The sequence below is a fragment of the Arcanobacterium haemolyticum DSM 20595 genome (assembly GCF_000092365.1).
GTDB lineage: Bacteria > Actinomycetota > Actinomycetes > Actinomycetales > Actinomycetaceae > Arcanobacterium > Arcanobacterium haemolyticum.
In genome coordinates, this window is sequence record NC_014218.1 from 1,295,553 (window position 1) to 1,310,635 (window position 15,083).

Annotated in this window: 15 protein-coding genes; 7 read left to right on the forward strand and 8 right to left on the reverse strand. The window is 51.6% G+C overall.

Annotated elements, in window-relative coordinates:
• Positions 1-224: 224 nt before the first annotated feature.
• Positions 225-572, forward strand: a complete 348-nt coding sequence (locus tag ARCH_RS05850) for a NifB/NifX family molybdenum-iron cluster-binding protein (protein ID WP_041640384.1) — start codon at positions 225-227, stop codon at positions 570-572.
• Positions 573-574: 2 nt separating this feature from the next.
• Here the strand turns inward: ARCH_RS05850 and brnQ (ARCH_RS05855) are convergent, their stop codons facing one another.
• The 3 genes from brnQ (ARCH_RS05855) to brnQ (ARCH_RS05865) all read right to left on the reverse strand — a co-directional run bounded on the left by brnQ (ARCH_RS05855) (position 575) and on the right by brnQ (ARCH_RS05865) (position 4,570).
• Positions 575-1,873 (reverse strand): branched-chain amino acid transport system II carrier protein, encoded by a 1,299-nt coding sequence (gene brnQ, locus ARCH_RS05855; protein WP_013170363.1) that lies wholly within the window; start codon positions 1,871-1,873, stop codon positions 575-577.
• Positions 1,870-3,186, reverse strand: coding sequence for a branched-chain amino acid transport system II carrier protein (gene brnQ, locus ARCH_RS05860; protein ID WP_013170364.1), 1,317 nt, complete (start codon positions 3,184-3,186; stop codon positions 1,870-1,872). Before brnQ (ARCH_RS05860) ends, brnQ (ARCH_RS05855) begins: the two co-directional genes overlap by 4 nt.
• A 70-nt stretch (positions 3,187-3,256) precedes the next feature.
• Positions 3,257-4,570, reverse strand: a complete 1,314-nt coding sequence (brnQ, locus tag ARCH_RS05865; RefSeq protein WP_041640386.1) for a branched-chain amino acid transport system II carrier protein — start codon at positions 4,568-4,570, stop codon at positions 3,257-3,259.
• Between the two features lie 328 nt (positions 4,571-4,898).
• On the opposite strand from brnQ (ARCH_RS05865), the gene ARCH_RS05870 reads away from it, so the two are divergent.
• From ARCH_RS05870 to galK, 6 genes are all read left to right on the forward strand, one after another.
• Positions 4,899-5,462 carry a DNA-3-methyladenine glycosylase I gene (locus ARCH_RS05870; RefSeq protein ID WP_013170366.1) on the forward strand — a complete coding sequence of 188 codons (564 nt, stop codon included), beginning with the start codon at positions 4,899-4,901 and terminating at the stop codon, positions 5,460-5,462.
• 276 nt (positions 5,463-5,738) lie between these two features.
• Positions 5,739-6,416 carry an MgtC/SapB family protein gene (locus ARCH_RS05875; RefSeq protein ID WP_231958027.1) on the forward strand — a complete coding sequence of 226 codons (678 nt, stop codon included), beginning with the start codon at positions 5,739-5,741 and terminating at the stop codon, positions 6,414-6,416.
• Positions 6,417-6,946: 530 nt separating this feature from the next.
• Positions 6,947-7,351: a hypothetical protein gene (locus tag ARCH_RS10495; RefSeq protein ID WP_389400655.1), complete on the forward strand. Its 405-nt coding sequence runs from the start codon at positions 6,947-6,949 to the stop codon at positions 7,349-7,351.
• Between the two features lie 74 nt (positions 7,352-7,425).
• Positions 7,426-7,863 carry an FMN-binding protein gene (locus tag ARCH_RS05885; RefSeq protein ID WP_013170369.1) on the forward strand — a complete coding sequence of 146 codons (438 nt, stop codon included), beginning with the start codon at positions 7,426-7,428 and terminating at the stop codon, positions 7,861-7,863.
• Positions 7,864-8,706: an FAD:protein FMN transferase gene (locus ARCH_RS05890; protein WP_013170370.1), complete on the forward strand. Its 843-nt coding sequence runs from the start codon at positions 7,864-7,866 to the stop codon at positions 8,704-8,706. It abuts the gene before it with no gap.
• Between the two features lie 71 nt (positions 8,707-8,777).
• Positions 8,778-9,914 (forward strand): galactokinase, encoded by a 1,137-nt coding sequence (galK, locus tag ARCH_RS05895; RefSeq protein WP_013170371.1) that lies wholly within the window; start codon positions 8,778-8,780, stop codon positions 9,912-9,914.
• On the opposite strand, the gene ARCH_RS05900 is transcribed toward galK, so the two are convergent.
• The 5 genes from ARCH_RS05900 to ARCH_RS05920 all read right to left on the reverse strand — a co-directional run bounded on the left by ARCH_RS05900 (position 9,911) and on the right by ARCH_RS05920 (position 14,940).
• Positions 9,911-10,393 (reverse strand): hypothetical protein, encoded by a 483-nt coding sequence (locus ARCH_RS05900; protein WP_013170372.1) that lies wholly within the window; start codon positions 10,391-10,393, stop codon positions 9,911-9,913. The genes galK and ARCH_RS05900 overlap by 4 nt on opposite strands.
• Positions 10,371-10,586, reverse strand: coding sequence for a hypothetical protein (locus ARCH_RS05905; protein ID WP_013170373.1), 216 nt, complete (start codon positions 10,584-10,586; stop codon positions 10,371-10,373). The genes ARCH_RS05900 and ARCH_RS05905 overlap by 23 nt, the downstream gene beginning before the upstream one ends.
• Before the next feature lie 6 nt (positions 10,587-10,592).
• A complete protein-coding gene (galE, locus tag ARCH_RS05910; RefSeq protein ID WP_013170374.1) occupies positions 10,593-11,609 on the reverse strand; it encodes a UDP-glucose 4-epimerase GalE in 1,017 nt (338 codons plus the stop codon).
• 31 nt (positions 11,610-11,640) lie between these two features.
• Positions 11,641-13,116 (reverse strand): UDP-glucose--hexose-1-phosphate uridylyltransferase, encoded by a 1,476-nt coding sequence (locus ARCH_RS05915; RefSeq protein WP_013170375.1) that lies wholly within the window; start codon positions 13,114-13,116, stop codon positions 11,641-11,643.
• A gap of 384 nt (positions 13,117-13,500) precedes the next feature.
• Positions 13,501-14,940: an NAD(P)/FAD-dependent oxidoreductase gene (locus ARCH_RS05920; RefSeq protein WP_013170377.1), complete on the reverse strand. Its 1,440-nt coding sequence runs from the start codon at positions 14,938-14,940 to the stop codon at positions 13,501-13,503.
• Between the last annotated feature and the right edge of the window lie 143 nt (positions 14,941-15,083).

The window sequence follows — 15,083 nt, forward strand, 5'->3', positions numbered from 1 at the left end:
AGGTCCCTTCCTTTTATTTTTCGACGACGCCGGAGCGTTCACTTCGTCATTTCTTGTATGCAGAGGTAAGCGTGCGAGCGATGCTCAAGCACATTGGCGACAACAGCACGATGCCAGAGAGGGACTGCTCTTGACCAAAGAATGTGAGGGTACATATTTCTGCATATTTTAATTTTCAAATTATTTGTGGCAATGTGTCAATTGGCAGGCTTATAATGAGAGGCATGATACGTCAAAATGATATCCATGTAGCAGTTAATGTCCGCGGCGATCATGTGGGAGGCGGTCTAGGCAAAGCGCATACAATGGCCGTTGCCACGGTTGCCGATGGCGCGATCCTTTCTTGGGAAGAGATCCACGTGGGCTGGGATCTACTTCATGGCCAAGGGCCGGAAGGTACCCATCATGGCCGGATCGTTCGATTTATGCGTGAGCATGCCATCTCGGTAGTTGTCACCGGGCACCTTGGCCTTCCTATGCGTAACACGCTGGGTAAGTTGGGCGTGCGGGTTGTGACTAGTGATGGTATAGCGAAAACTGTGGCACTGGAGGCTTGTAACGTATCTGCGTGACTTTACGCTTCTATCAACACTGGTTTCTTAAAAAACACGTCAAGAATCAGACCGATCACCAACCCAGCTAGTGCTGGAGCAACCCACGCCATCTGCAGATACCCCATAGGGAACACGTCAAGGAAGATGCGCAATGATTCGAACATCTCAAACCCTGTGGAGTAGAGAGCTTCGAACACTGCCAAGAATCCTGCGATCCAGGCAGATACCCGATAGCTCCAATAAAGCTCTAGAGGCATGATTGCATCTAGCAACGCCACAAGCACTAGGCAGATCACCATCGGATAGAGTAATTGATTAAGCGGAGCAACAACGGCAAGAATACGTTCCAAGCCTAGGTTGGCCAGCGCAAATGATACCCCTACACACATCAGCAACCACGAGTGCGCCGATATCTGTGGAACCAAGGTGTGGAAGTAGTGAACGAACGCAGCGATAAGGCCCAATGTTGTGGTTAAACAGGCCAGTACAACGATAGCTCCGAAGAGCATCTGCCCTGCTTTTCCGAAGGCACCATGTGCCACACCAGAAATGACTGCGGCACCGTTCGAACCGGTCCCCACCAAACCTACGCGAATCAGGCCGAGGTAAACAATCGTCAGTAGCATTCCTGCAAAAACGCCAGCTAATGCCGTTGAGCGTTGGAGTTGCCGATCTTTGTGCCCGGCCGCGGCAAAAGCCGCCACTATAACGCCGCCAAAAACTAGAGCAGCCAGCGCATCCATTGTAAAGTAACCTTGAATGAAGCCTCCTACCACTGGTGATGTTACGAACATGTCTTTCGGTTCAACATTAACTTCTGGCAATGAGAAGGACGCAATAACTAAGGCTAACAGCAGGGCAAGCAGAGCTGGGGTCAGCCACGTTCCGATGTTGCGCACCATCTGTGCAGGCCGGCGGGCAAGAAAATATGCCACGGTGAAGAATCCTGCCGAATAGGCCAACAATGCCAGCTGGCTATTCCCCACTATTGGCGCAGCAGCGAATTCGAAACTTACTGCGCCAACGCGTGGAATCCCGTAAATCATGCCACAGGATAAGAAAATAATAGTTGTCAATACAAAGCCAACTGGGGCGCCTAAACGATCCGCGAACCGTTCTTCTTCTGGATGTTTTGTGGCTAGAGCGATCATCGACAGGGCTGGCAATAAGACCCCCGATGCGATGAACCCAATAGCGGATACCCACGATTGGGTTCCGGCATTAACTCCGATCATCACAGGAATAATCAGGTTGCCAGCGCCGAAGAACATTGCAAATAAGGCAAGCCCTGTCACAAACACGATCCGGTTGGATTTCATCTGGCCTCCAGAGCGGTGGTAGAGCGATCACTTGTTATATCAAGGATAATTCCAGTGCCTATTGCAACCACAGTTGGCACAACCCATGCCATCTGCAAGTGCCCAATCGGGAAGATAACAAGGAATTCGCGCAACGGCCCAAACATACTAAGTTTGGTTGAGTAGAGTGCTTGCGGGATTGCCATGATCACTGCAGTATAGGTTCCGAGGCGGTATGCCCATGCCAAACGTCGCTTCCCTGGCATGATTGTTTCAATGAGTGCCACAACGATCAGTGAGATCGTGATTGGGTAGAGTAACTGGTTGATTGGCGCTACCAGGGACAGGATCGTTTCCAGCCCCAAGTTTGAGAGTGGGAATACTACCGCTAAGTGGATCAGTAACCAGCCATGTTGCGAAATTTTGGGGAACAGTTTGTGGAAATAGTCCGACGACGATGCCAAGAGTCCCAGCGCGGTAGTTAAGCAGGCGAGGAAAATGATCACGCCGAAGACGAGCTGCCCAGTTCGCCCGAAGAGCTGATGCGACACTTGGGTGATGACTACTGCCCCGTTTGGCCCATCTCCTACTGCACCTAAGTGGATGAGTCCTACATAGCAGATGGCTAACAGCGAACCGGCAAGGATGGATGCCCATGCCATTCCGCGGCGCAGTTCTTTTCCGACGAATCCTGATGCGGACAGCGCCCCCAAGATGACTGGCCCATACATGAGGGTAGCCAGTGAATCCATCGTGAAGTAGCCTTCGATCAAGCCGTCAACGAACGGAGCGTCAATATACGGTTCAACGGTTGGGTGATCCAGTTCAGGAAGTGCATATGAGGCGACCACCAAAATGACCAAAAGAATCAGCAACACTGGCGTGAGGAATCCGCCGATGCGTTCAATGATTTTTGCCGGCTGGCGCACTAACACATAACAAATCCCGAAAAAGATCACTGTGTAGAAAAAGAGTTGGAGATGCCCGGAACCCACCAGTGGAACTGCAGCCATCTCAAAGCTCACTGCCGCTACGCGAGGAGTTGGGTAGAGCATTGCGGTAGCAACGAAAAGAATGGTTGTGAAAATGAGACCGAACCGAGGCCCTACACGATCAGCGATTCTCTCTTCGCCTTCACGCAACGTGCCCGCAGCGATCATACCTGCAACAGTTAGAACCGCGCCTGTAAGCACAAATCCAAGCACCGCTACGTATGCTTTATCCCCTGCTTGAACACCTATCATCGCAGGTAGGATCAAATTTCCGGCACCAAAAAACATTGCAAAAAGAGCGAAGCCGGCAAAAATAATTGATTTTGTAGAGTGAGAAACCATGGAACAACCTATTTTCTTTAACGTGGATCGACGCCAGTCATGGGTTCATGACCAGCCGCGGAGGCGGGGGCTAGAGCCCCTTCGTAAGTCGACCACGGTAGACGTCTGCCCCCAGCCCGATGAGGAATGCAACACCGGCAGGTACAATCCATGCCATCTGTAAGTGCCCAAATGGGAAAATATCGAGGACAGAACGTAGCGGCAAAAACACCGATAACGACGTAGAATAAAGCGCTTCAAGCAACGCCAGGCCAGCCGTAATCCACGCAGGAACACGGTAAGCAAAGTACAAGCGGTTAGGTGTAGCCAAATCCAGCAAGGTAGCCACAACAAGAACCATCACGATTGGATACAGAAGTTGGTTAGCTGGTGCAACAACTGCCAAAATACGTTCCAGCCCCAGATTAGTGAGCACAAACGATACGAGGGTAGCAATAATCAGCCAGCCTTGGCGGCTCACCTGTGGAACCAGTTTGTTGAAATAGTCAACAGATGCGCCGATTAAGCCGAGCGCCGTCGTCAAACATGCCAACACAACGATTAAACCAAAAAAGGTCTGGCCAACCGGACCAAATAAATCGCGTGCTACACGAGCCGTGAGTGCGGCACCGTTAGAACCAGTGCCAACTTGCCCCACACGCACCAAACCAACATAAACGAACGTAAGGAAAACGCCAGCCATCATACCGGCGGTCGCGGTACCGCGGTGAACCTGCTGAGAATTAAAACCGGCAGCTTTCAACGACGAAATCACAACGCCACCGAACATCAATGCTGCCAGCGCGTCCATCGTAAAGTAACCCTGGATAAAACCGGCAATCACTGGAGACGCAACGTATAAACCCGTAGGTTCAATGTGAGTCGCAGGCATCGCCCACGCACCCGCAATCAATACAACTAACAACACGAGTAATGCGGGAGTCAACCACACGCCGATACTGCGAATAACCATCTTCGGACTACGCACGATCGCAAACGCGCCAGCGAAGAATAAAGCCGAATAGACAGCGAGTGCCGCCTGGGACGTAGACTCTGACGCGGTCGAAAGATACGGACCAAATGCCATTTCAAAGCTCACGGCGCCCACGCGCGGAATCGCATAAAGCATTCCGGTAAAGAGGAAGATCAGTGTTGTAACAATCAATCCCATCCTCGCACCAAGGCGATCAGCCAGGCGGAGTTCCCCTTCGCGGAGTGTAGACATCGCCACCATTGAAAGGACAGGCAATAACACGCCCGTGGAAACGAAACCGATTGCGGCGCTCCACGCGGTGATGCCCGCGTCTGCACCAATCATCACGGGGACAATGAGATTTCCAGCGCCAAAAAACATGGCGAACAGTGCCAAACTGGTGACCACAAGAGTTCGCATGTGTGCCGACATCACATCACCCCATCTCTTACGCACTAGAAGTAACGTCAACATATAGTTAATTAGCTTTAAGAATAAGGATAGAAAAAGCGAATACCCAAATTAATACCCACGTTCGTGACGTATCGTTCACATTCTGAGATGCGGTAGACGTGACAGCTCACATTTACTCGATATTGACCATTTGCTGATCGCGATAGCATATTCTTTGCCAGCTGTCCGATTCTGTTGTCCACATTTTTCACGAAAAATAGGTTATCCACAGATTTTTCTTCCTACCGCGAGCGCTTGTGTTTACCCGCTACGGTGGAGATCAGAAGAAAATTCGAAAGGAACACTGATGAATGTACTCGACCGCCCACGCTGCACCTGGGTTAATCCCAAAAACCCGCTATATGTGAAGTACCATGACGCCGAATGGGGTCAGCCTCTTCAACATGACGTTCAACATTTTGAACTCCTGGCTTTAGAAACGTTCGTTGCAGGACTTTCATGGGAAACGGTGCTCAATAAGCGGGAGGCTTTTCGGGAGGCTTTCGATCATTTCAACCCCGCAACGGTGGCATCGTATGACGACGTCGATGTCTCACGTCTCTTGAACAACCCACGTATTATCCGCAACAGGAAAAAGATTTGTGCGACAATCAGTAACGCTCAGGTTTTCCTTGGCGTTGTGAACGATTATGGATCGTTTGACGCATATATATGGAGTTTCTTAAACAGCGATCATCCTGTTCACATGGATTCAAACATCACCATTTCGCCCGAATCTACAGCACTAGCGGCAGATCTCAAAAAACGTGGGATACGTTTCTTTGGTCCCACAACTGCGCATTCGTATTTGCAGGCTGCAGGCTTCGTTATTGCCCACTCCCCCGGATGCTACTTATCAGAAAATCATTAATCTTGTAATCAATTAGGCCATGAAGTTTCTGCAATTGTCCGAGCTGTATACGCCCCTAGATCACGGTCCTGGAAGACTCGAGCTAGCACGATAGAAGAAATTTCGAGCGTATAAATTGGATGTTCCAAAGCGCTCTAACTCGGGCTGTAAAAATTACACTACGCGCGTAGTCTACGCGCGTCAACCAGTTTTTCCTCTCTTTTCCTCTTTCAAAGATGTACCATGTGCAGATAGACGAACGGAAAGAAGCCTCAAATTATGTGGAACGTACTAAATATGGAGCAGTTTCTCTCTGGCGCAGTAAGTTTGTTGATAACAACCGTGCTGTGTTTCTTGTTGGGAGTAGAACGCTACTACCACAATAAGGATGCTGGAGTGAAAACCCACGTACTCGTGGGAATGGGTGCCTGCCTGTTTACTCTTGTTTCCATTCACGGTTTCGCTTCCACAACAGTTCCCTTAGATCCCTCCCGTTTAGCAGCACAAATCGTTTCGGGCGTGGGCTTCTTGGGTGCTGGGGTTATTTTCGTCAATAACGATACGGTCAAAGGTCTAACCACAGCCGCGACTATCTGGATTTCCGCAGCTATGGGTGTGGCCTGCGGCGCTGGCATGTCACTTCTGGCCCTAGCCACACTGATTATTCACTACATCCTTATTTTCGCTATCGGCCCCCTGACCAACCGCATTCCTTCAACGCACCATTTAGACCGCACTGTTGTGGAATATGAAGCAGGGCGTGGCGTTATGCGGCGGATCCTTGTTGCAGCCACGAGTTTAGGCTATAAAGTTATGGTCAATTCCACCACGGTTATCGAAACTGAAAACGGTACGGGTATGCGTGCCGTAATGAAGTTTGATGGCCCCTACCCTCGCCACGCACTCCATGAAAAACTCGCTGCTATTAAAGGAGTGAATGCAGTTGACGAAGTTAGCCGAACAGCATTGGATTGATGCCCCGCAACGTGCACGGTTCTGTGCGGCTCTATTTTTCTGTTTCCTTGGCCTACTTGGTGGAATCCTTATTGGGCTAACGTTACTCAATTTGAATGAGACCCAAGGATCCATCATCTACACAGTCTCAGTTCTCTCTGCCGTCCTAGATCACGCAGGCGGGTTTTCCGCCATATCGGCATGGGCGGCCACGCTATTCTCTGACATCGTTGAACTCCAGTGGTTATTCTCTGCAGCAGTTAGCACACTATTATTCGCTATCGCAGGCATAGCCTCCTGGAAGAGAATTCGTTACCGAATGCGTTATACGACATGGTGGACTATCCACCTGTATCTCTATCTCGCAGTGATCTTCTCGTTCATGCACCAAGTATCGTTAGGTGGCCCATTTGCTCGTGGATTAGGAAAAGCGCTGTGGATAGCATGCTTCAGTATTCGCTGCCATCATATGGTACAGAATCGCCGTCCCGGTATGGAGATCGGTTCGCGGCCACGTCGTCGTCACAAAAATTATCAAAGAAAACTCGCACGTGACGTCCGTGATTGTTTCGGGAAGAAACCTAGAAAAAATCGCCACTGCGCCAGGTCAGTTCTTCTACTGGAGATTCGGCACCCCGGGACTCATGTATATGGCACACCCATCTTCCGTATCGGACTGTTCCACACCAAATCAGCTTCGCATATCAGTGAAAGGATATGGCGCCGCATCAAAAGCACTTGTCAATTTGCGCCCCGGAACTCGCGTGTATATCGAAGGCCCCTACGGGGTTTCAACGTCAGAAACCGCAGCGCCCCAATGTTACGCTTCATCTGCTCGCCGGATCACGAAAAGTGTATCCGCTAGATGCCAGAATGATACGGGACATACTTGGGGACGTCACAGAGAGCACAATCCACCTGTGTGGCCCGTCTCGCTTCATAGAACATGTAACTAAGGGGATGCTAACCTTGTCTGCGGATCGGGAACGCATCCATACTGAATACATTGATTGGTAAAAGAAAGAAAACCATGGCATCTTCAAAGAAAGGCATCGCGATCGGCGGGGCAACACTCATTGGCATTGCTGGAGTCATCAGCACCAGTATGTTTCTCAACTCCTCTGCTACTCCTGATGAAAAAGCCGCCCCTGATGAAAAGGCCGCAGAACAAAACACTGGGCAAGCCTCCGAAGCAGATTCTGGCCTCATCGGCGTCTCCGATAACCCATACGGCACTACCCGCCTCAAAGTAGAACTAGATGGCAAAAAGATCGTCAACATTGACGTGCTCGAAGTGCCCGATCATGAAAAATCACAAAAAATCAACAAGCATGCAATGCCTATCCTCATTGAGGAAACGCTCAAAAAGCAATCCTTGGACGTCTCAGATATCTCTGGGGCAACTTTCACTGTAAAAGCATTTAAAAAGGCAATGCACGACGCTCTAGATGGCAAGGGAATTATCTAAGTGACAAGCCATACCAATTCCCCACACCTACTCCATGAGGTGTGGGGAACCGTTGTAACGATAACGATCGGCTCTAGTGTGGAGCCGCATTCACACCAGTCCCCGCAGTTCGATCCAGTTCTTGCTGCCTGCCGTGATTTCATGGATCGTATCGATACTATTTTTTCGCCATTCCGCCCAGAGTCCCTTGTCACTGGTTATCGAAGTGGTGCCATTCGTGAATCGGAGCTTCGCTCTTATCACCCCGATCATGCCTTGTTGATCGATGTGATTCATGGATGCCGCACTGGAAAAACCATGACTAACGGCGCGTTCGATCCATGGATCGTGCCTGGCGGTTTCAATCCGTCTGGCTATGTCAAGGGTTGGGCGTGCGAACGAATGGCACGTATGCTTAAAGATGCCAACATTAATAATTTTTGTATCAACGCAGGCGGAGATGTGCTCACTCGTGGGTATTCTTACCGCGATGTTTCCACCAGTAATCCATGGGTGATCGGAATTCGGCATCCGCATGATCGCGACGCACTGGCCACTACTTTTTCGGTAACGAACGGGGGCATCGCCACATCTGGCACGTACGAACGCGGTTTTCATATTGTTTCGCCTCACGGCGGTGCAAATTCTCTCCCTGGCTCCGCAGCGAATGGAGCTTGTTCAGCTAGCGTGGTTGGCCCCGACGCAGCGGTGGCTGAAATTCTTTCTACTGCGCTAGTGGTTGACGGTAGGAAGTCGCCGGCTTGGTTTGCAGGTTTTCCGCAGTATAGCGCGTTCGTGGTTGATCCTATGCCTGCTGATTCTTCACACGCGCCTACCGCGTGGCGCATCCCTGCCCGTTTCTAATCGTTCTTCGTTTGGTGGCGGTACATAGTATTGTTGTACCGTCTAGAAAAATAGGAACGATGGAGACAACGATGTCAGCAACGTTTATTAATGCATGGGATGATATTGAAGGCGTGCGCCGGGCGCGCGATCTTTTTGTGGATACGTTTGGGTGTGAACCAGATAAGGTGGCGTGTGCTCCAGGCCGAGTGAATTTGATTGGTGAGCATACGGATTATAACGACGGCTTGTGTTTGCCTATCGCCTTGCCGCACCGTACGTTTGTGGCGTTGAGGGAGCGGGAGGATTCACAGCTTCGTCTCACGTCGGATCAGGGTTCTTTGTGGGAAGGTGCGATTGCCGATATTCGGCCTGGCATGGAAACGTCGTGGGTGAATTATGCGGCGGGGCCTGCGTGGGCACTGGGTGTTTCGCATGGTTTTGATGCTGCGTTCGTGTCGTGTGTTCCGTTGGGTGCGGGCCTGTCGTCATCTGCTGCGATTGAATGCGCGGCGGCTGTGGGGTTGAGTAACGCCGATGGTAAGAAGATCGTTGCGGCGTGTATTCGTGCGGAAAATGATGTTGCGCAGGCGCCCACGGGTGGTATGGATCAGACTGTTTCCGTGTTCGGTGAAGCAGGCATGGCTGTGTGTATTGATTTCTATGCGCATTCGCAGCAGTTGGTTGCGGCTGATTTTGGTACGCATGGCTTGCAGATTTTGGTGGTTGATACGCGGGCGAAGCATTCCTTGTCTGATGGTCAGTATGGTAATCGCCGGGCTGAGTGTAATGAGGCGCGTGATCTGTTGGGCGTTTCGTCGTTGCGTGTGGCGCGTATGGATCAGCTTTCCGTGTTGCCAGAGCTTTATCAGCGCCGGGTTCGCCACGTGATTTCTGAAAATGAGCGTGTTGAGCGTGCGGTTGTGGCGATGGCTGCGGAAGATTTTGTGGAGTTGGGCCGGTTGTTTACTGAGTCGCACGTGTCGTTGCGTGACGATTTTGAGGTATCGTGCATTGAGCTTGATTGTGTTGTGGAGTCTGCGTTGGCGGCGGGCGCGCTTGGCGCTCGTATGACTGGCGGTGGTTTTGGTGGTTCTGCGATCGCGTTGATTGCTGAAGATAAGGTTACGCAGGCGATGGAGGAGATTCGTGCAGCTAGCGTTGCGCGCGGTTTCCCGGAACCAGCGTTCTTGGTGGCAACGGCTAGTTCCGGGGCGCGCGTTCTTTAATTGTAGGTTCCGCGTAGCGTGAGTACGTGAACCACGTGCCCATCTGCGATTCGCCAGAGGGCCAGGTTGCGTTGTTGAATTCCGGCTTCCTCCAGATCGATAAGTTCTGGAGCGGAGCCGAATTCGTCCATAATCCCGAACGAATCGGCGCCTTGCGGGAACGCTAGGTAACGTTCGCCGTGTTTCAGGTATGCATACCCTTCCGGGGTTGGGATAAGGTCCCAATTTTCGTGTGGAAGTCCCGGTATTGTGAGAGAGATTGGGAGGGACGACGACGCTGCGGCCGCAACCTTCTCCTTTAAATCTTCGTGGCTCATCGGCGATTCGGTGAGGGTTCCTGCCAGCATCCCTAGTGTGTTGATTGTGTCTAGCGCGCTCAATAGTTCGCTGTTTTCGGAACGTGAATAGTAGAAACGTTGTGGCACGTTGACGACGGAGTGCCCAGCACGGGCGATGTCAGCAACTGATACCCCGGCCAATATTCCACCAAGATGTGCGGGCTTCGTCAGAACTGACGGACGGCCAACCCGAATCGATCTTGACTTCCCGCACCAGTTCATTCATTCCGGCTCGCGCCATGCTCTTAACCACAGCGCGCATCCACTGTTCCGCATTCGGAACAGTGGATGCGCTGATGGTAAGACCAATGCGAGGGTTACTCGATTGGTTCATGGCCCTTTAGCTCCGGAACCCGTTCGGGTTTTGAGTCTGCCAACGCATGGAGGATTCGGCCATATCTTCCATCGTGTGGGTGGCGTTCCAATGCAATTCGCGTTGTGCCTTTGATGCATCCGCATAGCTCGATGCCACATCGCCTGGGCGGCGATCAACGATCTGGTATGGGATCTCCTTGCCAGCAGCCTTTTCGTATGCTCGGATAACTTCGAGTACCGAATAGCCGTGGCCTGTGCCTAAGTTGTAGACAAACACGCCTGGTTCTGTGAGGGTGTCAGTTGCTGCCACATGGCCACGGGCCAGATCAACAACGTGGATGTAATCGCGAACGCCGGTGCCATCTGGCGTATCGTAATCGCCGCCGAACACCTGAACCTTGTCCAGTTCACCCACAGCCACCTTGGCAACATACGGAGTCAGGTTAGCTGGGATGCCCTTAGGATCTTCACCAATCAAACCGCTTTCGTGAGCACCAACTGGGTTGAAGTAGCGCAAAATAACAATCGTCCAGGATGGATCTGCCGCAAACAGATCCTGCAAGATTTGTTCTTCAAACACTTTGGTGCGGCCATACGGGTTGGTGGCCAAACCAGACGGCGAATTTTCAGTCAACGGCAAATCAACCGCTTCACCATACACCGTTGCCGAACTTGAGAACACAAACTTCTTCACGTCATGTTCACGCATAACTTCCAGCAGTGTGAGCGCGCCACCAATATTGTTGTCATAGTATTCGAGTGGCTTAGCAACAGACTCACCTACCGCCTTGAAACCAGCAAAGTGAATCACCCAATCAATCGAGTTTTCCGTAAACACCTCAGTGAGTGTAGCCCGATCACGAATATCGGCATCATAGAAGCGAAGGCTCTTCCCCGTAATCGCCTCAACACGTTTAATCGCTTCAGGTGACGAGTTAGAAAAGTTATCGACGCACACAACGTCGTATCCCTTATTCAACAGCTCCACAGTTGTATGGCTACCGATATATCCGGCACCACCAGCTACCAACACGGTTGTCATAATGATTTCTCCTTAACCATCAATGTGAGTCTTACTGGCCACGCACAAAGCCAAGATCTTCAATAAACTTCTCAAACCGCCACTGGTCCTTGAACACTGCGGTATTTTCCAAAATACGTTCGCATACAGAACCGAGTTCTTGGCGAATCGCTGCATCAATAACATCCCGATCGCGACTATCCCCAACGATTCCACGAATCTCCGCATCAACCATCTCAAACTCCGCCAACTCAGCAGGCAACGAATCCCCCGCCTCGATCGCATCCGCCAACTCACCCAACTGGCGTTGCAAACGAGCCGGCAAAATAAACAAGCCCTGAGCCTCAATCAATCCAATCGATTCCTGCTTAATCGCAAAGAACTCAGGATGAGCATGGAACACACCGTCAGGGAACTCCTCACTGGTCACGTTCGAACGGAAGATCATGCTCATCTCATAACCCCGCCCAGTCACAACACAGGTTGGAGAAACGGCCGAATGCACCCCGTCGTCGTCACACGGAACAATCCCAATCTCAAGGTCAGAAAACGCCACCCAAGAATCTGCGATCTGGGCACTCACCTGGGCCACAAGATCACGATCCTGGCCCACAACACGCACCACCGTGTTGTGCCAATCCACGATCTCAACCGCAACCCCGTCCGTACCCGGAACCCGGTACGTGACGCGAGTGGCAGCCTTATGCATCGGCAAAACCTCACCACCACCCTGATAGTGATCGTGGCCCAAAACCGAACCACCAATACGCGGCAACGCAGCGTTACACCCAATAAAGTACTGCGGGAACTGATCCACAAAATCCATCAAACGATAAAATGTTCCATGATCCATGTGCATCGGCGTGTGCTCCATATTCACCGCGATACCATGCTGATCAAAGTAGCCATACGGCGAAAACTGCCAGAACCACTCCTGGCCACCCAACGTGATCGGAACCGTACGCAACGTACCCTTCTGGCGCCCCGCAAACCCTTCATTCTCATGACAAATCGTGCACGACGGATACCCACCCGCCACCGAATTACCAGCCGCAGCCTTCTTCGCATCCCTAAATTCAGGCTTCGCAAGATTAATCGTGATCGTCAAATCCCCCACATCAAAACGCGGATTCCGATCCAACACCGCACGCTTCACATAATGATTCGCCACGCAATACTGATAGAACCACGCCATCGCCGCCGTACCACCATCGCGCTTACGGATCTCATCAAAACGATCAATTACCTCTGCCGGACGTGGAGTAAGCAAACCCATCACCTGATCCGCGAGCGCAGCCTCGCCTTCCACGCCAATCAACCCGGCATCCACACACGCCTGCGTAAAACGCGCAATAACTGCATCTGGCACACGATCATCACATGTAGCTCCCGTGGGGGCATACGAATTCAAACCAAAAATAGCGAAAATCGCATTCCGGGTGAAATCCTCATTGCGCGGATCCAGCTCCAGATTCTTGCGGGCGTAATCAATAAGTTCGTCAACAGCGTTGTAGACGTTCGTGGTCATATTTGTGTTTCCTTCACACGGTATCGTGACGTTCTTTGACTGCTGGCCTGGCCTCATTGCCAAGCAGCGCAACCACGTCAATTATACGCACATCATCAGGACCTCCCCACATCCTGAACAAGATTCCTTTGATCATCAATGCCCGCGAACCGATATGCTATAGACCATGAGAATGCAGTTGAGTGACATGCACCTTGTTCATGCACAAACCGTCCACCGTGCCCATGCGATCGGCGGCGCGATTGTTGATTGTGGAAACGAACTGATCGATGCTATCGCCACACAACTAGCCAACCACACGCCTACCCCGCCGCGAGTCTATGCCACGCCTGCAGGGATGCGTTCCGTTGAAGAAAGCGCAAAAATGTTTGCACTCAACCATGCTCATGAACGTGTATTAGGATTACTAGCTTCGTCCCGTTTTGATGCCTGTTCATCCAGCTGTTCCTGAGTTGCACGTTCTGCAATCTTCGCCAGTGGTTCTGGATCAACATCTCCCAAGATCAGGTGGCCAGATGCATGATCGCCGCAGGCCTTGAGCGCAAGGCGCCCGACTAACTGTTGGTTGGTTGTGGAACGTTCGGAACGCCTGTGAGAAAGATAGCTGATCGCCCAACGCATCAATGTTGAAAAGCGGGTCTTAAAGCCAGATAGCGTGAGGATGTGGAGCACACACCATGCCAGCCACGCCACGAAGCCATCAAATTCCAGCCTGCCGATCTTTACAACGGCCTTGGACTTAGCGATGGTTGCCATCGACCCCTTATCGTTGTACACGAACTTAGGGGCGCTTGGCTTGCCAGCGAGGCGATCGATGATCGCGCGTGCTGCGAAGCGGCCCGGCTGGATCGCCCCCTGTGCCACGCCTGGCACGCCATCGAGCGACATCATATCGCCAACAACGAAGATTTCTGGGTGGCCTGGGATCGTGAGATCGTCGTTCACGCGGACTCTGCCAGCACGATCGAGTTCCACACCGGTTCGTTCTGCCAGTTTCTTGCCCAGTGATGACCCCTGAACACCGGCAGACCAGACTTTACAAATGGTGTTGATGGTCTGTTCGTTTCCTTCGCGATCACGCAAGGTAACGGTACGATCAGTCATTCCAATAACCATCTGCCCCATCATGACTTCGATGCCCAGCTTCTCTAGAGCCTTGCGGGTGCGCTTGCCAAGGCTTTCACCGAATGGAGGCAATGGGTAATCGGCGCCGTCAACAAGAATCACGCGGGCTTCGCGTGGATCGAAGTTGCGGAATTCCTTGCGGAGAGTTTTGGATGCGAGTTCGCGGATCTGGCCTGCGACTTCAACGCCGGTTGGGCCTGCGCCCACAACAACGAACGTGAGGATGTCTTTTCGCATTTGTGGATCTGGTTCGAGTTCTGCGAGTTCGAACGCACCGAGGATGCGTGCACGGATTTCGAGTGCATCATCGATATTCTTCAGACCTGGTGCGAAGCGGGCGAATTGATCGTTTCCAAAGTAGGACTGATCTGCACCGGCTGCCACGATGAGCGAATCGTATCCGGTGCGCATTTCGCGGTTGTGGTAGCGCCAGATGACTTCTTTCGCGTCCACATCAATATCTTCCACGAGCCCAAGGAGTACGGATGCGTTTTCTTGGCGGCTGAGGATTTCACGTGTGGTTGGCGCGATTTCCCCTGGGGATAGGATTCCGGTTGCCACTTGGTAGAGCAATGGTTGGAAAAGGTGGTGGGAGGTTCGTGAGATCATGGTGACGGAAACATCTGCTTTCCGTAGCGCCTTGGTTGCGAATAATCCACCGAAACCAGAACCGATAACAACAACGTGATGTTTGGACACGCCTTCTCCTCGTGCTAGAGCATTTTCTACTTTTCTAAGTTTACCTTGATTTACATACTTCAAACGTTGCGTAAATTGTTGCAGTGGTTACGTTTCACGATTTTCATTAGGTTTCTTGTGGGTTTTTGGGAGGTTCGACGACG